At 50.9% G+C, this 23,577-nt stretch carries 20 protein-coding genes and 1 pseudogene; 2 read left to right on the top strand and 19 right to left on the bottom strand.

The features are described from left to right. Positions 1 to 62: 62 nt before the first annotated feature. Complete coding sequence (locus tag SY83_RS12230; protein WP_068611072.1) at positions 63 to 1,124, top strand: BtaManbiosPhlase; 1,062 nt, start codon at positions 63 to 65, stop codon at positions 1,122 to 1,124. Positions 1,125 to 1,202: 78 nt separating this feature from the next. On the opposite strand, the gene SY83_RS12225 is transcribed toward SY83_RS12230, so the two are convergent. The 17 genes and pseudogenes from SY83_RS12225 to SY83_RS12150 all read right to left on the bottom strand — a co-directional run bounded on the left by SY83_RS12225 (position 1,203) and on the right by SY83_RS12150 (position 19,197). Beyond that, positions 1,203 to 1,418: a cold-shock protein gene (locus SY83_RS12225; RefSeq protein WP_068606859.1), complete on the bottom strand. Its 216-nt coding sequence runs from the start codon at positions 1,416 to 1,418 to the stop codon at positions 1,203 to 1,205. A gap of 81 nt (positions 1,419 to 1,499) precedes the next feature. After that, positions 1,500 to 1,700 (bottom strand): cold-shock protein, encoded by a 201-nt coding sequence (locus SY83_RS12220; RefSeq protein ID WP_068606857.1) that lies wholly within the window; start codon positions 1,698 to 1,700, stop codon positions 1,500 to 1,502. 246 nt (positions 1,701 to 1,946) lie between these two features. Then, on the bottom strand, positions 1,947 to 3,035 hold the full coding sequence (locus SY83_RS12215) for a toxic anion resistance protein (RefSeq protein WP_068606856.1): 1,089 nt from the start codon (positions 3,033 to 3,035) through the stop codon (positions 1,947 to 1,949). Positions 3,036 to 3,053: 18 nt separating this feature from the next. Then, a complete protein-coding gene (locus SY83_RS12210; RefSeq protein ID WP_068606854.1) occupies positions 3,054 to 3,857 on the bottom strand; it encodes a hypothetical protein in 804 nt (267 codons plus the stop codon). Between the two features lie 19 nt (positions 3,858 to 3,876). Beyond that, positions 3,877 to 4,881, bottom strand: a complete 1,005-nt coding sequence (locus tag SY83_RS12205; protein WP_231891244.1) for an ATP-grasp domain-containing protein — start codon at positions 4,879 to 4,881, stop codon at positions 3,877 to 3,879. A gap of 38 nt (positions 4,882 to 4,919) precedes the next feature. Further along, positions 4,920 to 5,729, bottom strand: coding sequence for an HAD family hydrolase (locus SY83_RS12200; protein ID WP_068606850.1), 810 nt, complete (start codon positions 5,727 to 5,729; stop codon positions 4,920 to 4,922). Beyond that, complete coding sequence (locus SY83_RS23560) at positions 5,726 to 6,946, bottom strand: cysteine protease StiP family protein (protein WP_407944630.1); 1,221 nt, start codon at positions 6,944 to 6,946, stop codon at positions 5,726 to 5,728. The genes SY83_RS12200 and SY83_RS23560 overlap by 4 nt, the downstream gene beginning before the upstream one ends. 42 nt (positions 6,947 to 6,988) lie before the next feature. Beyond that, positions 6,989 to 8,104: pseudogene (locus tag SY83_RS23330) on the bottom strand (phosphoribosyltransferase family protein); the annotation flags it as partial. 88 nt (positions 8,105 to 8,192) lie between these two features. Continuing rightward, positions 8,193 to 9,398 (bottom strand): HpcH/HpaI aldolase/citrate lyase family protein, encoded by a 1,206-nt coding sequence (locus SY83_RS12190; protein ID WP_269453448.1) that lies wholly within the window; start codon positions 9,396 to 9,398, stop codon positions 8,193 to 8,195. Positions 9,399 to 9,475: 77 nt separating this feature from the next. Beyond that, a complete protein-coding gene (locus SY83_RS12185; RefSeq protein WP_068606847.1) occupies positions 9,476 to 10,054 on the bottom strand; it encodes a TerD family protein in 579 nt (192 codons plus the stop codon). A gap of 30 nt (positions 10,055 to 10,084) precedes the next feature. Then, positions 10,085 to 10,666 carry a TerD family protein gene (locus SY83_RS12180; protein ID WP_068606844.1) on the bottom strand — a complete coding sequence of 194 codons (582 nt, stop codon included), beginning with the start codon at positions 10,664 to 10,666 and terminating at the stop codon, positions 10,085 to 10,087. Positions 10,667 to 10,699: 33 nt separating this feature from the next. Further along, positions 10,700 to 11,302, bottom strand: coding sequence for a TerD family protein (locus SY83_RS12175; RefSeq protein ID WP_068606842.1), 603 nt, complete (start codon positions 11,300 to 11,302; stop codon positions 10,700 to 10,702). Between the two features lie 198 nt (positions 11,303 to 11,500). Next, positions 11,501 to 12,646 carry a site-2 protease family protein gene (locus tag SY83_RS12170; protein ID WP_231891243.1) on the bottom strand — a complete coding sequence of 382 codons (1,146 nt, stop codon included), beginning with the start codon at positions 12,644 to 12,646 and terminating at the stop codon, positions 11,501 to 11,503. A 136-nt stretch (positions 12,647 to 12,782) separates the two neighbouring features. Beyond that, on the bottom strand, positions 12,783 to 14,114 hold the full coding sequence (locus SY83_RS12165; RefSeq protein WP_068606839.1) for a cytochrome P450: 1,332 nt from the start codon (positions 14,112 to 14,114) through the stop codon (positions 12,783 to 12,785). A 764-nt stretch (positions 14,115 to 14,878) separates the two neighbouring features. Beyond that, positions 14,879 to 17,113, bottom strand: a complete 2,235-nt coding sequence (locus SY83_RS12160) for a YhgE/Pip family protein (RefSeq protein WP_157279845.1) — start codon at positions 17,111 to 17,113, stop codon at positions 14,879 to 14,881. Between the two features lie 193 nt (positions 17,114 to 17,306). After that, the gene (locus tag SY83_RS12155) at positions 17,307 to 17,543 is read right to left on the bottom strand and encodes a DUF6953 family protein (protein ID WP_068606837.1); all 237 of its coding nucleotides are present in this window, start codon (positions 17,541 to 17,543) and stop codon (positions 17,307 to 17,309) included. 136 nt (positions 17,544 to 17,679) lie between these two features. Beyond that, positions 17,680 to 19,197: a methyl-accepting chemotaxis protein gene (locus tag SY83_RS12150; protein ID WP_068606835.1), complete on the bottom strand. Its 1,518-nt coding sequence runs from the start codon at positions 19,195 to 19,197 to the stop codon at positions 17,680 to 17,682. Positions 19,198 to 19,330: 133 nt separating this feature from the next. Here SY83_RS12150 and SY83_RS12145 point away from each other — a divergent pair, with 133 nt between their 5' ends. Beyond that, positions 19,331 to 20,617 (top strand): M14 family metallopeptidase, encoded by a 1,287-nt coding sequence (locus SY83_RS12145; RefSeq protein ID WP_068606833.1) that lies wholly within the window; start codon positions 19,331 to 19,333, stop codon positions 20,615 to 20,617. A gap of 369 nt (positions 20,618 to 20,986) precedes the next feature. On the opposite strand, the gene SY83_RS12140 is transcribed toward SY83_RS12145, so the two are convergent. Further along, complete coding sequence (locus SY83_RS12140; protein ID WP_068606832.1) at positions 20,987 to 22,588, bottom strand: ABC transporter substrate-binding protein; 1,602 nt, start codon at positions 22,586 to 22,588, stop codon at positions 20,987 to 20,989. A 56-nt stretch (positions 22,589 to 22,644) separates the two neighbouring features. Next, on the bottom strand, positions 22,645 to 23,565 hold the full coding sequence (locus SY83_RS12135; RefSeq protein ID WP_082882494.1) for a carbohydrate ABC transporter permease: 921 nt from the start codon (positions 23,563 to 23,565) through the stop codon (positions 22,645 to 22,647). Positions 23,566 to 23,577 lie beyond the last annotated feature (12 nt).

Here is a 23,577-nt window from a genome sequence, read left to right as displayed (position 1 = left end):
ACCAGGACCTATACCAAATTTATCTTAATTCGATACTGCAAGGGAGTTATACAACAATGACAATTGAAGTTTACCGATACGAAAAAAATCCGCTGATTACCCCTATGGATGTCACGCCGCACAAGGAAGGTTTCGAGGTTATTGGCGCTTTCAACGCAGGCATTGCCTCTTACAACGGCGAAGTCATTATGCTGCTTCGTGTGGCGGAGCGGCCGATCAGCCCGGACCCTGCCTGTGTACTGGCACCGGTATATAATGTGGAGCAGCGAGATTTAACATTGATAGAGTTACGATTGGATGATGAAAGATATGATTTCTCCGACCCCCGTGTCATACGAAATAAAACGCAAACCGGTTCTTTTCAATATTTAACTTCCATCTCTTATTTACGCATTGCCCGCTCGCGGGACGGTCACAACTTCACGGTGGATGCCGATCCTTTCTTGTATCCTTCCGAATCCCTGGAAACGTTCGGCATTGAGGATCCGCGGATCACGCAAATCGGCGATACGTATTATATTTACTACTCGGCGGTGTCCCCTGTCGGCATTGGCGAATCGATGGTATCCACGACGGATTTCGTGGAGGTTACGCGTCATGGCATGATTTTTGGGCCGGATAATAAGGATGTGTTGATTTTTCCGGAGAAAGTGAACGGCAAATATTACGCGCTTCATCGCCCTACAACGAAAAGCACCGGTAATCCCGAAATGTGGATTGCGGAGTCTGACAATCTGTTGTACTGGGGAAACCATAAGCACCTCATCGGCTTGCGGGCGGGGATGTGGGACTGCGGCCGGATGGGCGGCGGCTGCGTGCCGATCAAGACAGAGCGCGGCTGGCTGGAGCTGTACCACGGCGCAACGCCGGAGCATCGCTATTGCATGGGCGCGGTACTTCTCGACTTGGACGACCCGTCCAAGGTGCTCGCGCGCTCCCGCAATCCGATCCTGGAGCCGGAAGCCGCGTATGAGAAGCAAGGCTTCTTCGGCGACGTGGTGTTCGCCTGCGGAACGCTGGTCGAAGGCGATGTTGTGAAGATGTATTATGGCGTAGCCGATACATCCATGGCGGCTTGCGAGCTGAGCCTGCTAGCTATTCTCGACAGCTTAGAGACGGTATAAGCAGCCTATAAATAAAATCAAGCTCGAACCATAGGTTCGAGCTTGATTTCTATATTTAATAAGGGGGGATATTATGTTTTAAACACTTTTGTTATGATTAAAACTGGTATTGGCGACAACGGCTAATTTTTTTTCGCCTTTAACCATCGCGGACTGACACTGAGGGCAATCTGGCTGTGTGTCTAAAGCAAAATTGTCTCTCATCCAACAATTACAATTTTCGTTTGAGCAAGACCATACGGCTGTCATTTCTTCTGGAATTTCTTCCATTGGTTTTTTCCGCGAATTGTACATAACCGTCCCTCTTTCTCTAGTGAAGTGTAATCCTATTATATAACAAAAGCCCCAAACGTTATGTTCGGGGCATTGGTTTAATTAAAGTTTTACTACGTTCTCAGCTTGAGGACCGCGGTTGCCTTGTACTACGTTGAACTCAACGCGTTGGCCTTCGTCCAAAGATTTGAAACCGTCGCCTACGATTGCGGAGAAATGTACGAATACATCGTTGCCGCCTTCAACTTCGATAAAGCCAAATCCTTTTTCTGCGTTAAACCATTTTACTGTTCCTTGTTCCATGGGTAATTACCTCCAAAAATAATTTACATGATTTTTTAAACAAAAATTCACATATGGTAAAGGGTTAATACCTTTAAGTCCATTTAACCCACTACAATATGTGAATTTAGGTCAAATTTCAATAATCAGATCATAACATATCCCTAATCTAAATGCAAACCTTTTCCCTATAAAAATTTATTTGCCTTGTCCAAAGCCGGAATTTCGGGCGACCTGACCTTATCCCTCTCAGTCGCCCAGTCCGTGCTATTCCAGGAATCCTTTGGCGGAGGTTGGCGCTTCAACCGTAGGCGCGCTGCCCGGCTTGATGCCCAGCCGATCGCCGATCTTCTGGTTAATCTGCGTCATTTTCACCGTCTGATCCGATACCGTCTGGATAATCTGACGATTCGAATTCTCGTACTTATCCATCGCGGAGAACAGATCGGACATCGCCCGGTCCACCATCTCCATGCTCATCGCCGGTTTCATCAGCGCCTGCGACGCCTTGTCCGTGGATTCGTTCAACAGACGGGCATTCTCCGCGAACTGCTTGCCGATCATCTCATTGGTAGAGTTAACGGCATCAATCACCTTCAGCTGATCATCAATTGCTTGGGCGATCAACACAGATACACTCATGAGATGCTGCGTCTTATCGATCGCGCTGTCGACGGCATCCATTAATTTATCATTCGTGTCATTAATAATATCGGTTCCGGCAATGGCCTGCTGGTAGAGCATGATCATCTCGGTGTAAGTTTGCAGCTTGGTCACCACTTTGCGCAATCCGCGTTCCAGGTAAATTTTACGCGACTCGTTCTCCGGCTTGGCGATCTCTTCCTCGAACAACGCTTTCAAACGGTTCCCGTACTCAATCAAGAGCTGCAGATCATACACATTCTCTAAACTGCTGCGCTTCAGATTGCGCATGAGCACGACATTCTCTTCAAGGTTCTCCTTGCCGTGGCGCAGGGAGTTGATGATGACACCGACATTTGTTTTGGCGGACTGATACTTGTAGACGTATTGTTTAATGGGGGTTTTGCGCAGCAACTTCTGAGCGAACGATAACTGCTTACTGCGGCTGAGTTCTTCCACTTCAGTGCGCAGCTTCAGCATGTTGGTGGCGACTTCGCCTCTTTTGCCCGACATCAGGTCATTCAACGGCCGCTCCAGCATCGCCAGCGTCTGCCCTGAACGTTCCAGCGTCTTCTGCCCCCGCTTCGCGATCTCATCCATCAGCGTGTCCAGTTGCAGGACATCGGTTGAGGCCACTTTCTGAATCGTCAGCTGCGCTTCCTGCTCCAGCTTCTGCAGATCTTCATTCTTGATTTGCGTGATCGGTTGTGCCATTTCCTATTCCTCCTTCATCTAATCGTTCATGCGATACCTTTGTTGGATCAGATCCGCTTTGGTGCGCAGTTCCATCAGGTCCTTTTGTTCAATCGTCTGGGTGTAAAATGTCAGCTTCGAGTTAATATCCTTGATCCCGTCGAGCAAAACCCTGCGGTTCTGCCGCTTCGCATCGCCGCTCAGCCGCAAGAACGGATTGATCGTTGAGTTAAGATCTCTCCGAATGAGGCGAACAATGTTGTAATTGATATTAGTGTCATTCAATGTGACCAGATCCGGAATTAAGCGGTGAAGTCGGGACAAGAGCGCGATGGTCTTCTGGACAATCTCGTCATCCAGCGTCCCCTTCTCGCCCTCCAAATGAATCATATCCTCGAGAATCCCGATATACTCGATGGCCGCTGCCAGCTCCGGGTCCGCGATCACTGGCTGCACCTGAGTCCCGCCAACCGCGGCTGCGCTAGTGCCTGCTGCGGTACCGCCTGCTCCGCCTGTACCTATCGCACCTGCAGCGCCTGTTACTGTTCCGCCATAGCCGCCAATCCCTGCTGAGCCTGCACTGCCTGCCCCTGCTAAGCCTGCACCGCCTGCACCGCCGCCGAATTGCCCGCGGCCGGTTGCCTGACCCGCAGCGGCAGGCAGCATGTTCCCTTCCCGCAACTGCTGCGCAGCCTGACGCCGTTGCTTCGTCAGTACGACAGCCATCACGGCTGTAGGAACGGCCAAAGCCAGCATAGCGGAGGACGTCAGCGTATATACGCCCAGCCCGACGATGTACCCTCCGGCGGCTTCGATCCAGCCGTTTCTCATCCAGTCTTTCATCTTCGCACCTCCGTTCTGTTCAATCCTGGTTGATCTGTACAGCTTGTTCAATATAACTTGCCGTGATGCCGAACTTCGGTTCAGGCGGCGTAATAGGCATTCCCAGAGCGGCGCGAACCGCCAGGTAAGGCAAATTAACACTGGATAGACAAGTGATGTAAAGTCCCCCGGACATCCGCGGGTTAATTTCAAGTAACTTCGGAACACCATGATTATATCGTACTTGTATATTGAAAGCATAAGGGATACGCAAGGTGTTGGCAATACGTCGGGAAAGCTCCAGCAATTCCTGATTCTCTTCCAAAAGATAGATGCGCCCCTCCGACTTCCGGCGCGGCACAGCGGTAATCAGCTCTCCCTCCGCGGTTGCGAGGCAATCGATGCTGTATTCCGTGCCCTCAAGCAGCTCCATCACCATGATGTCCTCAAAGCGCTCCACGGCGGAAAATGCCTCATGCGCTCGCTCAAAGGTAGTTGATAACGTCACATAACCGTACAACTCCTCCAGGGGATCAATCTCATCGTTAATGATTCGAAAGCCCATACCGCCCTCGGACTTCGTAGGTTTAAAGCATACCTTATGCCCTCTGGCCGTCAGCTTCTCATAAGCCGACTTAAACGCTTCCGCGGTCGTGACCACCTCATAATCCGGTATTGTCACCAGGTCGCGGCCTTGCAGCATCTCATAGAACTTGTCTTTCTCGACCATGGCGTCCAGGAGGTCCAAATCCCGGCACACCAGAAGCTTCGTCCCGATCGCGTCGAACAATGAGGCGTGACGGGCAATCTCCTCCATATGCAGTCTCGGAATAAAGAGGTCGATCTCATGCCGCTTGCAGAACTCCGCGCAAAACTCCGCGTAAGCCCTTCCTGTCAAATCAGGCTCCGTCTCCGCATGGTCCGACGCCATCAGAGACATATGCTGCGGATTCGGATGCGTTCCGTAGAACTCGAAGGACTCACCATCGGGGTTGTCCCGGATCATATTAATATAATGATAAGCTGTGGAAAACCAACGGTTCATATAAATTCTGGTCATAGGTTAGGTATTCCTCTCTTGCATTATCGAATGTATACTGCCCGGCGCTCGGCCTCTTGGATGAACCGGTCTAACAGCTCTTCGGAAGCCGCGGCCCCCGCTTGTTGCGTAAATTGAATGTGGCTGTGAGCCGCATACGCTCTTCTTAACTCCCCATGCGCCGGCGCTATAGCCTGATCAGCCACCAATAGCAAGCTTTCATCGAGCAGACTGTCTCCGGCCGCCATCACATAGGTTGAACCCAGCTTTTCTTTCACATAGGCTAGAGCCGCCCCTTTACTCACCCGCTCCGGTACCAGATAAATCTTGCGGCCTTGAAGAGAGTAGCTCCAACCGAGCGTTGTCAGTTGCTTCTTCCATTCATCCATCGACGCCGGTACCTGATCCCGTTCTACCACAATTGAATAGAACAGTTCGTCACAAAGCGTTGAAGATTTCACCCAATGGGGCTCCGCAATTTGTTGAAAGAGCTCCTGAATCTCGGAAGCATGCGCGCAATCGTTCCCTACCGCCTTTCTAATCATCTCGTTCCATACTCTGTCCGGCGTTCCTTCATGAAGAACCGTTCCCCCGTTGCTGACAATCACATACGCGGGCTGGAACCGTTCCCGAATGCCGAAAATCCGCAGATATTGCTCAGGCGTTCTCGTCGTAACCGGGACAAAATGAGCCCACTGCTTCAACAGATGAAGCTTCTCAATTGCTCCCGGCGTCATATAGGAAATGTGCCTGCCCTCATACAGTTCAACGGGAACCATCGATTCCAGCGGCGTGTCTCCTTTGGAGCGAACGGAATAAATCAGAGTCTGATCCAAATCACTGGCAAAAATCATTCCGCCCCGCCTCCCATCCCTTGAATCAGTCCGCAACAGGCATAGGTCATTTCGGGGTAAACCTCGACCGGCACATGCCGCTCTTTAGCCAACTGCAGAATGGATTTCAGCTCCGGGTTGTCCAGTCGATCCACAAGAATCTTCCAAGGTACCCGGCGCAAAAGGACTCGAGTTGTCTCGCCCACACCGGGTTTAATCCGGTTGATGTTATCCATGACGTACTGCTGCTGAATTCGGATGATATCCTCCATCCCTTGCCAAGTCACAGCCGAATCACCATCGACCATTTCATTCCATGGCATCGCAGCTTCAGCCTTTAACCGCTTCTCCGCTTCGGCCTTTGCGGCCTCCGTCACGCCGAGAAAATGACCGGCAATCGTATCCACAAAGAGGTTGGATACATCGTGATCCTGCCATTCCTTGTAATATTTGGCCCCGTGAAAATCAGACGGTCCGATCAAATCGTCTCGCAACACCGTTCTGCTGACCAAGCCCGACACGGTCGAATTCAGGCAGGCGCTGGGAATGAGATAATCTTCCCTGGTCCCGAAGGTGGCAGAACAGTGCCCCGGATCCGCCAGAACTGCCAAATCCGGACTCAGCTCGACACCATAGCGAAGGTTCATTCGCTCACAAGCGTTCTTTAATTCCCGTGTGATGGCGCCTTTCCCGGTCCAGCCGTCCACGAATTGCACTTGAGCTCCAGGATGATTCTGATGAATATAGAGCAGTGCGTTCTCATCCATTCCTTTGCCCCGAAGAATCGAAATGCTGTAATGGGGAATGTCCCATCCGTAGGTTTGCTTCAGGTATCTCTTGATCAGAACCCCGATCGGCGTACCCGCGCGGGCCAGGGATACCAGTACGATCTTCTCTCCCCGACGCGCGGCAATCAGCTCCGCAACCGTTCCCGCATCCTTCGCGACCTTCATTCCTGACGCGTGAAGCGTCTCGTGGAAAATTCGCAGATACTCCGCGGTAGGCTGAAATTCCATCGGCAGCATTTCGGAATAATGAACACCTGCCTGAATCGCACGTTCGCGGTTCTCAGTCGGCCGTTCCAAATCGATGGAACTTAAATCTTTCAGCAGAAAAGTTACATCGTCTGAAGGATAACTCCCGATTGGCTCCGGCGCGGCTAACCGCTTAACACCGCAGTTAATGATATAGATTCGCGAAATGCCCAGGGATGCCAAGACTCTCCTCAAACCCGCCATCGATTCGGCGCTCATTTCCCGTTCCATAAAGAGCATCAGCTCGTCGTATTGACCCGCTTCAATGTTATACATATAGTTCATAACCCCGTCGTGCTCCGGAGACGGATAAGCGTAAGCGCTCTGAACCGCGTAGTGATCTGCCGCATAAGGGTGAATCGGACTTCTGGTGGTGGATTGATACCAGACTTCTCCGCCCAATTCCGCTGCAATCCGCATCGGGATGTACATAAACTCGCCCGTACCCATGCAGAGTAACCGAGAGCCCTTGCGCAACGATCTCAAAGCTGAAGCGGCCTGGCGAACTTCTTCCTGCAGCTTCAGAGAATCCTCCGAGGTCATCCCGAACCTTCCCGTGTGCTTTAAATAAGGAAATGCGCCTTCCGCGCAAGGCTGTACTGCAAAGGAGGCAAGGTTCATCTCGTGAATTTCCGGTTCGACCGGAGCGGTCACATCACCCGGATTGATGGTTCCCCCTGGTTGAGGCGTCTCCTCAATAGGAGAACCCTCCACCCGAATCCGCCCTGAAAGCAGCGATAAGCATTGGATTCGAATGCCAAGCTCCGTTTCCATGGCTCCGAACTTCGCCATATCCTCATCAGAGCGCCAATCCAGCAAACTCGCCACCATGTAATCTTTGCGTCCATATTTCCGGTGGATATCGCTGATGATATTCAACGTCGTTCGTCCGGTAGTCATTTCGTCGTCCACAAGTACAATTCGTTGTGCTCTATGAAACAAGGACGGGTCGGAAGCGTAACACCGGTGCGCCGTCGCATGCGAATGTTCTTCTTCAAAGTTAATACATGACGTCTCGGATACGATGTCTTCGCGGGTCGTATGCAGGAAAACCGCCTGATCGCTGAACACATCGAACATGCTGTGCGCCAAGGCGGTCGCCGTTTCCGCAAACCCGATGAACAGTGTCGGCTCGTCCATGGACATCCGTTGCTTCTTCACTTCATCGTATAGGAAACGCGACGCCTCAGCATCACCAAAGGCGTTTGTTAAAGTTTCCACCGGAAATGGAATCGGTCGGTTCAGCGCTTGCTGAAGCAACAGACCCAATGCCGCACCAGACAACAGGGAAACTTGCGGAGGGACAGGGATATGCTTGCCAAGCACCTTGCTTACGAACAGAAAGCCGCGCTTCTTGTTCATGCGGGCGGCCATGTTGAACATGACGTCGAGCGGAAGCCCGTAGGGGTTTCCCGTAACTTCAATCGTTACTTCCAAATCGCCGATAATGCTATACGATCGCAGGTTCGAGCTCTTCGGCGAGCAGGCAGGTAAAGTTCTGGTTTTCATGCAGCACCCCGTAAATTCGTGATCTCATCATAATTTTGTCAGCCCATGTCAAATGAGGTTTAAACTCGTTCATCTTGTTCGAATACTTGCTCTTCATTACGCCCAGCTCGCCCTGACTGTTCTCGATAATATGCAGCGCGTCCATATACTCCTCATGCGTGACGACATACATCGCTTGCACCGGGTTAATGTGGGTGGGGTGAATGATTGTTTTGCCAAGAATGCCGTTCTCTTTATCCATCGCCACTTCGCGAATCAATCCGTCGACGTACTTGTTAATGTAGGACATCCGAAGCAGCCGGCCGCTCTTTCCCATCGTTTCTTCAAAAGGCGTCTGCCGCAGCTGCGGTTTAAACATCCGGTCGCTCTTGAAATATTCCCAGACCGGACCTGAAATCACAAAGTTATTGTCCACCCGTCCGAACACGTTCACAATATCCGCCATGCAGTCGCGAATGACCCCAATATCATAAATCGTATGATCCGGGCTGCGCCTGAGTCCGAACAGACTGGAGAAATCCGTCGCTCCGATGCGCACATTCAGCACATAGTTCTTATATCTGTTCAAGAGCTCCGCAATCGCCATCAGCGCATCAAAGCGATGTTCGCGGTAAATAATCTCTCTGCTCTCAAGAATCGGCATGGCATACAGAACCGGACTAAGCGGGCTTTTTCGCTGGTTGTATTCTTCGATCAAACGCAGATAGTGTTCACCCGTAACCGCATTGAATTTAGGCAAAACAAAGCCCGTAATATATTCAATGCCTGTGCCCATGAAGGACAGAAGCCGTTTTAACTGATCCAAGGATCGGATGCGGATGAACAGCAAGGGCAGCTTGTCCGCCTGCAGAAGCCCCGTATTCGTATACCTGTCAAGCTTCAGGAGCGTCTGCTTGACCGTTTCTTCCGCTTGAAGCACCTGGTTGTCCCCTACAGCATCTTCAAGATCAATCACGATAGATACCAACCCGTCATGCTTCGCGGAGACCAGATCTTCCGCAATCGTTTCCCGGGTGGCAGGCATATAGAGCGCGGCACCGACCGCGTGAGCAATCACGTCCTGATCGGCGTGATTATCAAATTGCACCGGCAGCAAGTGGAAATAGCTTTGCTCCTGATCCGGTGTGAGATAGTCGAAATATCTCAAGTGCCACTCCTCCTCTTCCCCAGAAATAACAATATCCCTCTAGGACTGGCCGTGAGGGATATTTAACTATTTAAATGTTAGATGTCAACGCCGAAGTCGCGGCAAAGCCCTTCGAGCCCATTTTGATACCCGCCGCCGATTGCAGAGAACTTCCATTCTCCGTTATGTCGGTACAACTCGCCTACGACAACCGCCGTTTCAATCGAGAAATCTTCGCCCAGATCATAACGAATCAGTTCAGCGCCTGTATCTTCATTGAGAACTCTGACGTATGCGTTAGCCACCTGCCCGAAGTTCTGGGAGCGCGCCGCAGCGTCATGAATGGTGATACAGAAAGCGATTTTCGCAATATTCTCGGGTACGGTCGCCAGGTTGATCTGAATGCTCTCATCATCCCCTGCCCCTTCGCCGCTGCGGTTGTCACCGGAAAGCACGATGGATTCGTTCGCGTTCTTCTTGTTGTTGTAGTACATGAAGTCCGTTTCCACATTGACTTTGCCGTTGGTGTTCAGACAGAACGCCGTCGCATCCAAGTCGAATTCATTGCCGCCGTCATACTTGTTTACATCCCAGCCCAAACCTACAACCACTTTCGTCATGCCTGGGTTTGTTTTTGTTAAATCTACCTTTTGTCCTTTGGATAAACTAACCGCCATGTCATTTCCTCCTAGATTATAGTGTGATTCTTATGAAGTAGATAATCCGTATTTGCCCAACAACCCTGCCAAGTCTTCCTGATAGCCGCTGCCGATCGCGTTAAACTTCCATTCACCTGAATGACGATACAACTCACCGACCACAACCACCGTTTCAATGGAGAAATCCTCGCCCAGATCGTAACGGATCAGCTCCGTACCGCTCTGCTCATCCAAAATGCGCACGAAGGCATTGGCCACCTGACCGAAATTCTGGTTGCGCTCTCTTGCTTCATGAATCGTAATGGCAAAAGCGATGCGTTCCACATTCGCCGGTACCGCGGACAAGTCTACAGATACCTGCTCATCGTCCCCGTCGCCCGCGCCCGTCCGATTGTCGCCGGTATGAACTACGGAGCCGTTACCGTTCTTCGGGTTGTTATAGAAAATAAAGTCTGTATCCGCGCCGCATTGGCCCTGACCGTTCAACAAGAATACCGAAGCATCCAGGTCGAAGTCCTTGCCGCCGTCGTAACGGTTCGTATCCCATCCTAATCCTACAATCACTTTCGTCAGATTCGGGTTCGTCTTGGTGAGATCGATTTTCTGACCTTTGGTTAACGAAATAGCCATGCAGTTACCTCTTTTCTATGATAGATGGTTAGTCTATGTGTATTGAAGAGCCAGCTTGTCTACATGCGGCGCATGCGTTCCTTCGCCGATCGCGTTAAACTTCCATTCGCCGTTGTTCCGATACAGTTCTCCGACAACAAGCGCTGTCTTGCCGGAATAGTTATCCGTCAGATTAAAGCGAATGAGCTCTTGGTTGTTCGCGGGATTCACGATCCGAATGTACGCCGAACGGATCATACCGAAATCTTGACGGCGGGCTTCGCATTCATAAATATTAACGACGCAAAGAATGCGCTCCACGCTTGACGGTACTTTGTTCAAATCTACGAAAATCTGCTCGTCATCGCCGGCGCCTTCACCTGTAAGGTTATCCCCGGAGTGAATGACCGATCCGTCCGCGCTTTGTTTATTATAGAAACATACCAGGTTTGTCTTGCTCGTTAATTTACCGTTAGCATCCAACATTAATGCGGAAGCATCGCAATCCACATTCGCCGCCGCTTTCTTCTTCATACCGAAGAATCCTTTGGATTCCACTTCAGCCGGGTCCCAGCCCAAACCTACGATCACTTTGGATAAACCTGCGTTACCTTTAGTCAAATCAATCTTCTGACCCTTTACCAGAGATATAGCCATGAATAATAAACCTCCCATGTCATGCTGATAGGCTGAGGCGTTAACTATCGCTGCTTCAACCTATGCTTGTTTTATCATATACCATTACGATTGTTCCGGACAATTGGTTCCAACCTTCGCTTGCACTTCAGACTATCATTACAATATTCTACAGAATAAGTAAATTACCTTTTTGGCAAAATAGTCCAGGTCCATAACTTACAAATCTACTTGATGAAGCTCCATCAGATGTTGACCGTAGATCATGAATAAAGACAGAACAATAGCTAAAGCAACATATGCGGTCAGGACCTTCCACTTAACCGCTGGTGTAGAGACATAATAGGTACGCAGACGTTCGAGTTGCTCGTTGACAATACTCAGACGTTCATCCAGCTTGGCATGCACGGCGGATAACAACGGTGAAACCTCCGGTCTTTGCGGATCATTGTCCACGTAGAACACCGGCTGGTGCTCCCATTGCATGATTAACATCCGGGCTTCTTCCGCATAGGCCAGGTCGACTTTCGCCTTGTCCCGCGCTTCCCGCTCTTGATCATGCAGGAACGGAATGTACCACTTCCGGGCTGTGGCTACTTTGCCGTTCGCTTCCTTGGTTATCCGGTTTAACGACTCTTTCAAACCAATCGTGCTGGAGTAACTTGGCCATTGCTTAAGCTCCGCCTGGAAGGCGTTTAATTTCTCCTTCTCGTAGGAAAGCAGCTTATTCTTGTAACCTTCACGAATTCGTCCCCACCAGGTGAAGACCCCGATCAGCAAAATGAAAAACAGGATGGGGCTTGAGCTAGGTGAGAAAATCAGGATTCCTGCGAGAATTAATAAGCCGATAAACCAGATTTTGCTGGAGAGCACCGATACAATTCGCCCCCCGTCCAAAGGAGATACCGGCAACAGATTGAACAGATTCAGGAGCGCCCCGAGAAAGATCACCAACGCCCAGAAAGGCTCCTCCGTGAAATAATAGATCCCCACGGCGGGTAAGAATGAGATCAGGCCGGCGAGCGGTCCGCCGTAAGCCAGATAAGCTTCGGTCGCGGCATCACGCGGCTGCTCCTTCAATGAAATCAACGCGCCGACGAAAGGGATAAAGAACGCCGGCGAGGTGGCGATGCCCTTCCGTTTGGCCGCTATAATATGGCCCATTTCATGGACAAAAATCAAATATACAATCGCCGCGGCAAACTTCCAGCCATAGGCCCAGGCGTACACGCCCAAGCTGGCTCCCATCGTAAGCAGAGTGCCGCCGAACTTTGTAAACTTCAGGAGGGCAATCGCCCACTTGAACTTGGACAGCAGAAACAGGCCGATGGCAACCAGAAAGGAGCGGTTTCGGTTTTTGGACACAAGAGCACTTCCTTTCATTCGTTCAGAACTATTATACGGTTTAAACCTTCCGTGGTTTCGTCGGGAGGCTGCCGGTGTATGACTTACAGCGTTTGGTTTACGGCGTGACTTGCAGTGCATGGTTTACGGCGCATGCTCACAGACGAATCGGTACCATCTCCCGGCCGTTCTTGATGCGCAGGGAAACCAGCGGTTCCGGGATGGCGGTTCCCTGACCTTCGACGGAAACGAACTTGAAACGCCGGGCAAGCGTACTCAGGATGAGCACCGCCTCAAGCATGGCGAACTGGGATCCGATGCACCCACGTGAACCTCCGCCGAAAGGAAAATAGGCAAATCGCGGCCAGGCATTCAGCCCTTGGTCGAAGCGCTCAGGGCGGAACGCCGCAGCATCAGCGAATACATGTTCATTCCGATGGATGGCGTATGGGCTGATCAGGAAGCTGCTGTTGGCCGGGAAAGACTCGCCCAGCATCTCCACCGCTTGCTCCGTTTCCCGAAGGATCATCCAGGCCGGCGGATATAACCTTAGCGTCTCTTGAATCACCTGTTTGGCGTAGGGGAGCTCGCGGTAAAGGTCGTAGGCCGACGCATCTCCCGTCCCGTCCACAGAAGCCAGCTCCGCCCGCAGCCGTTCCGCGGCCTCCGGATTCTGCTCCAGGCCGTACCATGCCCACCCCATGGCATTCGCGGTCGTTTCGTGTCCGGCCAGCAGCATCGTCATCATCTGGTCGCGAATCTCTTCGTCCGGCAACGGCTCCCCGGACTCGTCTTTCGTGTCCAGGAGCAAGCCGAGCATGCTGTCCGTATAGACCTCCGGACGCTCCTTCGCTTTCGCGATAACATCGTAGACCATGCGCTCCAGCGTTCGGATCGCCTTCTTGTGTTTCCGGTTCCCCGCCGTAGGCACGGCAAGGGGCAGGATCAAGGGCGAGAACAACGTCTTCGCCGTTTGCCGGATCGTATCGTCCACCGCCTCGGCCAGCTCCGCCTTTTCCTCTGCCAGCTCAGTGTGAAACATCGTACGCGCGATGATGCCCAGCGTTAGCTGCATCATCGTTTCATGCATCGGGACGGGCACATCTTCCCGCAGCTGATCCGCCAGCTTCTCCGTCTCCTCGACCACAATATTAGCGTAAGACTGAATCCGCTCTTTATAGAAAACCGGCATGAGGTAGCGCTTTTGTTGGCGGTGCGTGTGGTGCTCGGAAGTTAACAGGCCCTCCCCGATGGTCCGGCGCAACACATTCGTACTGCGACCTTTACGGAAAGCCGCATCCTGCGTAACCAGAATCTCCTGCACAAAGTCGGGAGAGTTTACAATGAAGGTTGGACGAAACGCGCTCGTACGCAGGGATACCACCTCGCCAAGAGGCAGAGTGTCCACCAGAAACCCCAAAGGATCCCGTTGGAATCCGAGAAAATTCGCCATCCTTGAAGAAGGGATATCCACCACTCGTGTCGCCATCTGATTTAACTTCCTTCCGTGCGGGCTTTGTTACATTCAGTATACCACTTGCTATTTCCATCCCAAAATAAAGAGTTCGCGGACGAGGCTGGATCATGTTGCTTGGTCAACTGCCACGTATTCAATGCATTTCAGCGCCGATGCTGGGTTATCCCGAAGAATCAGGTAAACCGTATTTTAGTTCCAATGCTCGGTTATCCCCAAGAAACAGTTAGAAATAATTCAGTTCCGATGCTGGGTTATCCCGAAGAATCAGGTTATAATACTATCCGTTCTTTTCAAAAAAACACTTGTAATAGGAATATTCGTTTGGTATTATATTACTTTTAAAGAACATTTGTTCCCGTAATGCGTATGGGGAGTGAAGATTGTGACAATTACTGAAGTAACTTTCGATCAATCAGACGTAAGTATCATGATGAGGCTTCATGTCTGCCAATCTTGATCTCAGCCAAGTGGACCAACGGATACCGATGCCCCTGAGCGTTTGGGATAACCCAGCATCCAGTTCTTCGTTCCACCACTGAGCGTTTGGGATAACCCAGCATTCCAGTCTTTTATCACACCACTGAGCCTTGGGGTTAACCCAGCATTCCAGTTCTTCGATTCACCACTGAGCCTTGGGGATAACCCAGCATTCCAGTTCAAATAAGTATCAACAATCCTAAAGAAGTGCAAACCCTAGTTATTACCCATATTTTATATACTTTTTATCATATAAAAAGCCCACGCCCTGTAAACAGGACGTAGGCTTGGAACGATTTTTAGACCGCCGCGATCGTAGCAGAAGAATCAGAATTTTCATACTCGCGACGATACGAAACGACGAAGTACAACAGGGTCGCCGCCGCGAAAATTGCGATGAAGATGCCCAGAATCGCCGCATTGTTCCACATCACCGAGATGTCTCCGCTGGAGATCACGGCTTTAAAACCCGCTACCGAATAGGTCATCGGTAACCAGAAGCTCGCTTTTTGCAACCAGCCAGGAATCAATTCCATCGGGAACGTACCCGCGCTGCTCGTCAATTGGAAGATCAACAGGATGATCGCCACGAAACGGCCCGGATGCTGCAATGCCGTAACGAGGAATTGAATTAATGCCATAAAGGTTATACTTGTAATGATGCTAAATACGATAAAGAGGGCTACATTGTCCACTTTCAGGCCCAAACCGTAAAGGATCACGGCGTCGGCAATCAGCGACTGAATCACACCGACCACGACTAAGGTCAGCGCTTTACCCACGAACCAGCTCCAGGCGTTGGCCGGCTTCACGGCAGGCTCTTTCAGTGCGAACACGATGGACAAAAGCAATGCGCCCACGAACAAACCTAGGGACAGGAAGTAAGGCGCAAAACCCGTACCATAGTTAGGTACTTCGGTTACTTTATCTTCCGTCACGGATACCGGTGAAGCGAACATATCATACAGCTTGTCGTCCCCGTGAATATCCGAAGTTTTCACTGCGGCTTCATCCAGCTTGCCCGCCAGCTCATCGGTTCCATCAGTCAGTTGAAGTAATCCGCTGGTCACTTGGCGAGCGCCTTGATCCAGCTTCAGGGAGCCGTCCGACAATGTAGTCACGCCGTTGGACAACGTGCCCAAGCCCGCTGCCAGCTTCTGGCTGCCGCCGGACAAGTCCTGCGCGCCCGCCGCCAGCTTCGCGCCGCCCGCGCCGGCCTCTTGCAGCTTCGTGCCGAACTGCTGCATCCCCGCAGCCACTTGCGATTGCCCCGCAAGCAGCTGCTCCGCGCCTGCGGCGAGCTTCCGGCCGCCGCTGCCGGCTTCCGTCAGCTTGCCGCTCAGCGTCGTCAAGCCGTCGGCCAGCCGGCCTTGGCCCTCCTGCAGCTTGGCCGCGCCCGCGGCCAGCTGCTGCTGCCCGCCGGACGACGCTTTCGCGCCATCCGCTACTTGCTTGCTGGCCGCAACCAATTTCGCGAAGTTCGGGTCATTCGCCAAGGCCGGGTTCTTGGCGTACTGCTCCAATCCGGCCGCGAGCTGCGCCGCGCCGGACTCCAGCTTCGCCGCGCCGTCTGCCGAGGCTTGCAGGCCGCCGGACAAGCTGTCCGCGCCTTGCTTAGCCTCGGACGCGCCCGCTTGCAGCTGACTCGCGCCAGCTGCAAGCTGATCCAGCCCGCCGGCCAGGCTCGCCGCGCCGCTGTTCAGCTGCTGCGTGCCCGCGCCCAGCTTGGCCACGCCTGCTTGCAGCTGCCCTTGCGCATCCGAGAGCTGTCCCAGTCCGGATGCCAGCGACTGCGCGCCGGTGCTCAAGGTGCTGCTGCCCGTGGCCAGTTTCTGACTGCCCGCGGTCAATTCGTTCACGCCGGTTTTCAACGTCAACGTTCCTTGCGCCAGTTTATTTAAATTCTTTTGCAACAATTCCGCGCCGTTCTTGGCTTTCAGGGTACCGTCCGCAATCTGGCCCGCGCCGTCGCTCGCCTTGCCCAATCCGTCCGCCAGGGTGTTTACTTGCGTAAATACGGTTTCTGTATAAGCTTGGGTTACGTTCTTGGACACTTCAGTCTTGATTTTGTCGATTGCCGTTTTCCCAATCTGGGCGGCCAGGAAGTTATAGCCCTCATTCGGCAAGAAGCGAATCTCCGCCGTCGTCGGCTGCTCGGAAGTGAGTGTCGTCACTTTTTGCGAGAAATCTCGGGGAATCTCAATGGCCATGTAATATTCGTTGTTACTTAAACCGGCCTCAGCTTCCTCTTTGGATACAAAATGCCACTGGAAATCCTTCTTCTCCTGCAACGTTTCCGCGAGCTCTTTCCCCACCTCAAGCTTCTTTCCTTCAAAATTGGCGCCTTGGTCCGAATTCACCACCGCTACCGGCAGATCATTCAACTTTTCATAGGGATCCCAGAACGCGCCGAGAAACATGGCACTGTACAGCACCGGAATCATCAAAACGGCCAGCACGGGAATCAGAACTTTCTTGTTGCGCCCGATGGCGAACAATTCTTTCCCAAATTGCTGTAAACCTCTCAACTTCATTTTCTCCACTCCTTGATTAATTATTTATGACCATTTCATTCATTCGGTCATTTTAAGAGTCAAAAAGAACGCCGTTTCAAAAACGGACGTCCATGGATTGCATTTATACCCCGGTATCAGCTTTATGACCAAAAATTAATTATAGTCATTTAGTCACTTGACTAGTTTACCACGTTCTCAACCCATAATCAACCTATGTCCACGCCCAAAAGAAACCATCACGATCCCAAGCCACTTTTCCTCTATGCAGCTTCCTAAACGCGGACTTCACTTCTTTAGTCAGCGACGTATTCCCTCTTTCGTTCACAAAAACATGTTGCTCACCGAAATGAGTCTTTACGTAGGCGATAGCCTCTTCTTGTTGAAGCGTTCCTTTAAACTGAATCTCCTTGACCATCCATTCTGCGACTTCTTGTGCGGTATAATTCATAGATCTGTAATCTCCTTATATGCTGATAATCTTTATTATACTTGCCCGGGGGCGGGGGACAAAATCAGAATATAAAAGCACCATGCTACACAGAGTTCTTACTCCGCAAGCACGGTGCTTTGCACCCCAACTTTACTTAAGCCTTCCGTTCCTCATTCGACTCTGAGCTCAAGGATGCCAGCGCGTCCGCGCGCCCGCTGACCAGTTGCACCGCGGCTCCCATGTGCCCGAACGAACTTGTCACCTCGCTCATTCCGCCTACCATCACGGACAGCTCTTGCATATTGCCCGCATGGGTTTCCCGCAGCACGGCAACGGAGGCCGCCGAAGATTTTCCCTCTTCCGCCAGTCGGTACATCGTATCGTTAATTTCCTGTAACATCCGGCTCATCTCATACTGCATCTCCACCAAGTTGCCGTAGTCCGACGCGCTGGTCTGGATGGAGTTCACCGTTTGCTGAATCATCTCATCGGATCCTCTTAACGACTTCACGACGTTGTCTTTCGTTGTTTCCACATCTCTCAGCAACTCTTGGATATGGGATGATGAGGTTTGCGTCTGTTCTGCAAGCTTGCGCACTTCTCCGGCAACGACGGCGAAGCCTCTGCCTTGCTCGCCCGCACGCGCGGCTTCAATGGAAGCGTTCAACGCCAGCAAATTGGTCTGCTCCGCAATGCCGCGAATGACGTTCAGTATATCCTGAATCTCTTCCGTCTTTGCAGCTAATTCATTCACCGCTTGGGTGGATTTATCTGATGCCGTCTGGATATCTTCTATACTCCGAATCGTGTTCAGCAATTCCTCTTTGTTCCGATCGGCCATACGAACCACTTGTAAAGTGAACTGACCAGCGTTCTTGGATTTCTCGGAAGCTTCATGCATTCCATCCACCATCGTGCCTATATCTTGTTCCACACCCTGAATGGATGAAGAGAACAACTGGGATTCCTGAGCGATCGCTCCTGCCGAGCCATGGATCTTCGCAACGGTTTTGTCCGCGGTCTGGATGCTCTGATTTAAATCATCCACATTGCCGTTCAGCTCATCGGATGCGGATTGAATCGTTTGTAACACCGTACCCATATCGTCCGTAAGTTTCTGGCTTTGCGTTAACATCTGGCTTGAACGTTTCGTGCTGTTCAGGAAGATTACGCCGATAAACAAGAACTGTACCCCGTAATAGATGGCCGTCAAAACAGACCTATTCATCGAGGACTCTATGAGCATCGGCGAGCCAATGTAATAATGTGTAAACTGAGAGATTACCAGCAACGGCACGGTAAAGTAAAATGTCCGCTTAATTAAGCCGTAATCCGCGTAAAGGCTGGCCAACCCAATGGGAAATAACCAGACGAACGGCACATTCACCCAAGAATCGGTATGCAGCAAGAAGGCAAAGATCAACATACTCGCCACCGATAAGGGTTTGAATCTCTCTTTGCTACTTCCGAATTTATAATAGAGGACAGGTATCAGAAACAACAGAAACAATAACTGATAGACTACGCCCATAAAATTAAACTTCGGCATTCCGAAAATGGCGATTTGAATCACATTGTTCAGCATCATGACGGCGGACGCCGCCACAAACAACTTGTAGAGCACCCTGCTTACAATTTCTCCGTTTTCCTTCAGAAACATATCGTTACTCATAGTGATCCCCTCTTCTGACATTTAGTCCGCATAAACAACACATCTTCTGTATATATCGGTAACCGCTAATGATCTATGAAGAAAATGTCGAAAATAGTAGAAGAACATCACATACCAGGAGGAATTCATCACCATGAACATGCTTCAAACTTCTTTATTTAAGCGGATCTCCCGCCGCAAGGGGATGCGAATCGGCCTTATTGTGCTCATCATCGTTGTATTATTGGAACTGATCGCGCCTTATGCGTTGCTCCAGATCTCCAAGCCCGACCCGGTTCGGACGGACACGAAGGTTCTAGAGGCTTTCCCTGCGGATTATGACAGCTCGCGAGCCCGGTTTATTACCTATCCTGATGTGTTGAAGAAACAATGGAACAATGTCACGATGACTTCCGAGGCCATAGGCGGAGAGCAGGGTTTGTATACGGATGTGATTCGGGCCGATGCGTCGGGCACACCTGAACATCTTCTTGTCATCACCACGGGCGTCCACGGAGTTGAGGGCTTTGTCGGCTCGGCGATGCTTGATCTTTTTGTCCAAAATGAATTGAAATCACTCGACCCTGAACATACCGGACTCCTGCTTGTACATAGCGTTAACCCTTGGGGAATGAAGCATAAGCGCAGATACAACGAGAATAACGTGGATTTGAACCGAAATTTCATACCGGATTGGCCGAGCTTCAACAAAGACTCCAATACCGATTACCCCAAGGTGCAAGCCTTCCTGGAGCCTAAGGGTGCGCTAGGGTATGCGCCTCATCATGAACTGGGATTCTTCGGGGGATTTGCCGCGACGGCCGTATCCGACGGCATTGATGTTTTGGCGGACGCCTTGTTATCAGGACAATACCGCAGTCCGAAAGGCGTCTATTACGGCGGTCAGGGGGATGAGCCCTCCACGGCTTACATGAAGAATTTATTTCGTGATGCGCTCGAAAGCCCCTATGCGAATATTACACACATCGACGTTCATACAGGTTACGGACCTCGTTATCAGATGAGCATTTTTACTACGCTCAGCGAGACGATGAAGGAGCAGGAAGCGGTTGCCGCCTTCAACTATCCGCTGGTGTTCACACCGGATTCGGAGGAGTTCTACGCGACGAGCGGAGATATTTCGGAATATTTCTATGCGCTGAAGAAGAAGGATTTCCCGGACAAGCAACTGTACTCCGTTGCCTTCGAATTCGGAACGCTCGGTAACGGAATGCTGGATTCCATTCAATCGGTGCGCAACACCGTGGACGAGAATCGGTTGTATCAGTTCGGTGCGGCCAGCGAAACCACGGAGAAGATTGTGAAAAATCGATACGAAGCGATGTTCTATCCCTCGGAAACGAAGTGGCGTCTGAAAGCCGCCGAGGACTTCGGTTTGGCGTTGAGCGGCGTATTGCGTCATCGCGGCGTCGTGGAGTAGAGGTACATTTGTTGAGTAGAAGTAAAATTGAAGCTTGAAGTAGCATTTCACTACTTAAATTTCATATTTGAAGGTTTGTTTCAGAATTAAGTAGTATTTCACTACTTATTGAGCCTGTTTTAGTTGAATTGGCCCCTGATCGTGAATTTTAATAGTGATTTACTATTTAATAATTCAATATTTTGGTTTTCTTCAAAATTAAGTAGTATTTCACTATTTGTCTAGCAGGGACAATTCATTAACATCTAAGTCCCCCCTTCTCAACGCAAAAAAACAGCACCGTGCTTACGCAGAGTTCCTGCGCGAGCACGGTGCTTCCATGTTTATTGCTGCTGAAATGACCTCAGCGACTTTCTGGGGAAAAGTTCGTTATTTACTCGCCTTCCACTCATCAATCTGCTTCTGCAGCTCCGCTTGTACTTTCTCCAGCCCGTTATCCATCATCTTCTTCTTCATCTTCGGAAGTACAACATCCGGATCCACCGCACCGCTGCCCAGAATCTTGAACTCTTGCGACGCGTTCGTCAGCGCCGAAATTTCATTCTTCAATGAATCCGCATTGAACAGAAATCCCAGCAGCTGCGCTTGCCCCGCGTTCTTGTTATAATCAGCATACATTTCCCACTTATTCGCGGATTCGACCTCGGACAAGTAATTCAGTTGCTGATTCCCGATCATCCAGTTATTCTCCGGGAAGTATCCGTTTTCGCTGAACGTCTTTTTGCCATTGGCCGGTTTAATGACCCCTTCTGAAACTTTTTCATAATGTTTACCTTCAATGCCGTAAACAATCAAGTTAACGAGCTTCGGATCCGTATGCAGCAAGTTCAGCACCATCATGGCGCGTTCGGCGTCCACGGTCTTCTTGGGAATCGCGAACATGGAACCGGTAGCCGTCTCCGTTGTGACCATCGGCGGGTCCAGCACTATTTTGTAATAAGGAATGCCGTCCCCCGACTCTGCCTCTTTCTCCGAGTCTGGTTTGGCGGAACCGAACCGGGTCCACGCTTTGCCGGCTTTAATCAAGTCGGTAGACTGAGCCTTTGTCGTTGCCGCGTCTCGATTAATATATCCTTTCTTGAACCAGCTGTTCAGTAACTTGTATCGTTCGATTTCGTATGGCAGTTCCGGGGTATAGACCACTTTGCCGGTCTTTGTCTCATAGCGGAAAGGCGATATTCCGTTAAAGTTAGGCGCTCCTGAAATGGACTCATACTCTGCATGATAATTAGGATGGTTCTTCAGTACAAATGCCCCTATATACGAATTGTCGGTGTGGAACAACGGGGTAACACCCGGTTCTTTCGTTTTCACCGTTTCAAGCACTTTGTCCAGATCTTCACCCGTTTTCACTGCGGCGATGTCAATACCCAGCTTATCGGCCAATTCTTTCTTGAAAAATACAGCTCCATTCCCCGCGATTTCCTTATTCGTCGGTACGGCGTAAACTTTGCCGTTCACAGCTGCCGCTTGCAGGAAGCGGGGATCCAGCGATTCTTTAATGCCCTGGCCGTGCTGCTCCAACAGTTCATCCAGAGGCAGGAAAGCGCCGTTCTTCGCAAAGTTGAAGTAGTTCAGCCAGCTGCCCGTAAACATCAGGTCCGCCTGTTCGCCGGATTGCAGAATCAGCGGCGCTTTATCAAACCACTGGCTCCAGTTGATTCCGTTCATTTCCAGTTCCGCGTTCAAGCCTTTATCCTGCAGATACTTGTTGATCTCATCCTGCACCAATTTTCGGTCCGGGTCCGTGTCTTTCCCCGTCGGATGGAACAAGCGCAGCTTTACCGGCGCTAACTCCGGTTCAGGTTCGGGCTCAGGTGTCGGTGTAACGACCGGTTCTGTCTTCTCTTCCGTTGCCGGCTTAGCTTCATTCACCTTATTGTTGGCGTTGTTGTTGCAAGCGCTCAGCACCATCATCACAACAAGCAGGCAGGAAAGCATGACAAGGGAAATTGTTCTTGTTTTATTCACTGAAACCCCTCCAATGATTTGTTTTTTCCTATATGCTGATCCGGATTGCGCCGGGATTAGCCTTTCACCGCGCCTACGGTAAGTCCTTTGATAAAATACTTCTGAAAGAACGGATACGCCAGCATGAGAGGACCCATCGCAACGATCACCATCGCCATACGCACGGTTTCGCTCGGCACATTCGCGTAGACCTGGGTTCCGAGATTGAGTCCTCCCAATTGACTCTTTATAAACTCAAGCTCCCGAATCGCTCTTTGCATGACAAATTGCAGGGAGTAAAGCTCCTTGTTCGTCTCCACAAACAAGAGGGAGTTAAACCAGTCATTCCAATACGTAAAGCTGGTAAATAAGGCAATGGTGGATAGCATCGGTAAGGACAGCGGCAACACAATCTGGACAAATATGCGCATCTCCCCCGCCCCGTCGATGCGGGCAGATTCCACAATCTCTTCGGGGATATTGTCCTTGAAGTATGTTCTTGCCACGATTATCCAGAAAGGGGACGACATCAAAGGCAGAATAAGCGCCCAGATGGTATCTTTCACATGAAGCAACTGCGTGTACACCAGGTAGAACGGAACCAGCCCGCCGCTGAACAGAAAGGTAAACAAGATAAACCAGGTGAAGGCTTTGCGGAACGGCAGATCTCTTTTGGACAAAGGATAGGCGTACATCGTAACAAGAATCACCGTCCCCAGTGTCCCGAGCAGGGTCACCAAGGATGTCACGCCATAGGCGGTGAGCACCATCGTCGGATCTTCGAACAGGAAGCTGTAAGCGTCGAAGGAGAATAGGCTGGGCCAGAATTGGTATCCATGTTCGTATACCGCTGCTTCGTCCGTAAGGGAAATGGCGATTAACAGAAACACCGGCAGTATAAATGCCGCGGACAACAGGATAAACAGGCAGTGCACCGCGATCATGGACGGTTTGGAAAGCTCGTTGACCTTATAGGTTCGGACCGTTTGAAGCTGCATTATCGTTCCCCC

This window comes from Paenibacillus swuensis, assembly GCF_001644605.1.
In the GTDB taxonomy this organism is placed as follows: Bacteria; Bacillota; Bacilli; order Paenibacillales; family DY6; genus Paenibacillus_N; species Paenibacillus_N swuensis.
Note: the sequence above shows the minus strand (reverse complement) of the source record. Positions and strands in the feature narration are given on the sequence as shown.

Excerpts from the sequence above, each read along its gene's own strand:
- SY83_RS12225 (WP_068606859.1), bottom strand. The coding sequence starts at position 1,418 with ATGTACAATTCGCGGAAAAAACCAATGGAAGAAATTCCAGAAGAAATG.
- SY83_RS12180 (WP_068606844.1), bottom strand. The coding sequence starts at position 10,666 with ATGGCTATTTCGTTAACCAAAGGTCAGAAAATCGATCTCACCAAGACG.
- SY83_RS12220 (WP_068606857.1), bottom strand. The coding sequence starts at position 1,700 with ATGGAACAAGGAACAGTAAAATGGTTTAACGCAGAAAAAGGATTTGGC.
- SY83_RS12145 (WP_068606833.1), top strand. The coding sequence starts at position 19,331 with ATGAACATGCTTCAAACTTCTTTATTTAAGCGGATCTCCCGCCGCAAG.
- SY83_RS12160 (WP_157279845.1), bottom strand. The coding sequence starts at position 17,113 with ATGAAGTTGAGAGGTTTACAGCAATTTGGGAAAGAATTGTTCGCCATC.
- SY83_RS12150 (WP_068606835.1), bottom strand. The coding sequence starts at position 19,197 with ATGAGTAACGATATGTTTCTGAAGGAAAACGGAGAAATTGTAAGCAGG.
- SY83_RS12210 (WP_068606854.1), bottom strand. The coding sequence starts at position 3,857 with ATGAAAGACTGGATGAGAAACGGCTGGATCGAAGCCGCCGGAGGGTAC.
- SY83_RS12185 (WP_068606847.1), bottom strand. The coding sequence starts at position 10,054 with ATGGCGGTTAGTTTATCCAAAGGACAAAAGGTAGATTTAACAAAAACA.
- SY83_RS12200 (WP_068606850.1), bottom strand. The coding sequence starts at position 5,729 with ATGATTTTTGCCAGTGATTTGGATCAGACTCTGATTTATTCCGTTCGC.
- SY83_RS12155 (WP_068606837.1), bottom strand. The coding sequence starts at position 17,543 with ATGAATTATACCGCACAAGAAGTCGCAGAATGGATGGTCAAGGAGATT.
- SY83_RS12215 (WP_068606856.1), bottom strand. The coding sequence starts at position 3,035 with ATGGCACAACCGATCACGCAAATCAAGAATGAAGATCTGCAGAAGCTG.
- SY83_RS12135 (WP_082882494.1), bottom strand. The coding sequence starts at position 23,565 with ATGCAGCTTCAAACGGTCCGAACCTATAAGGTCAACGAGCTTTCCAAA.
- SY83_RS12205 (WP_231891244.1), bottom strand. The coding sequence starts at position 4,881 with ATGAACCGTTGGTTTTCCACAGCTTATCATTATATTAATATGATCCGG.
- SY83_RS23560 (WP_407944630.1), bottom strand. The coding sequence starts at position 6,946 with ATGGCGGGTTTGAGGAGAGTCTTGGCATCCCTGGGCATTTCGCGAATC.
- SY83_RS12175 (WP_068606842.1), bottom strand. The coding sequence starts at position 11,302 with ATGGCTATATCTCTGGTAAAGGGTCAGAAGATTGATTTGACTAAAGGT.
- SY83_RS12165 (WP_068606839.1), bottom strand. The coding sequence starts at position 14,114 with ATGGCGACACGAGTGGTGGATATCCCTTCTTCAAGGATGGCGAATTTT.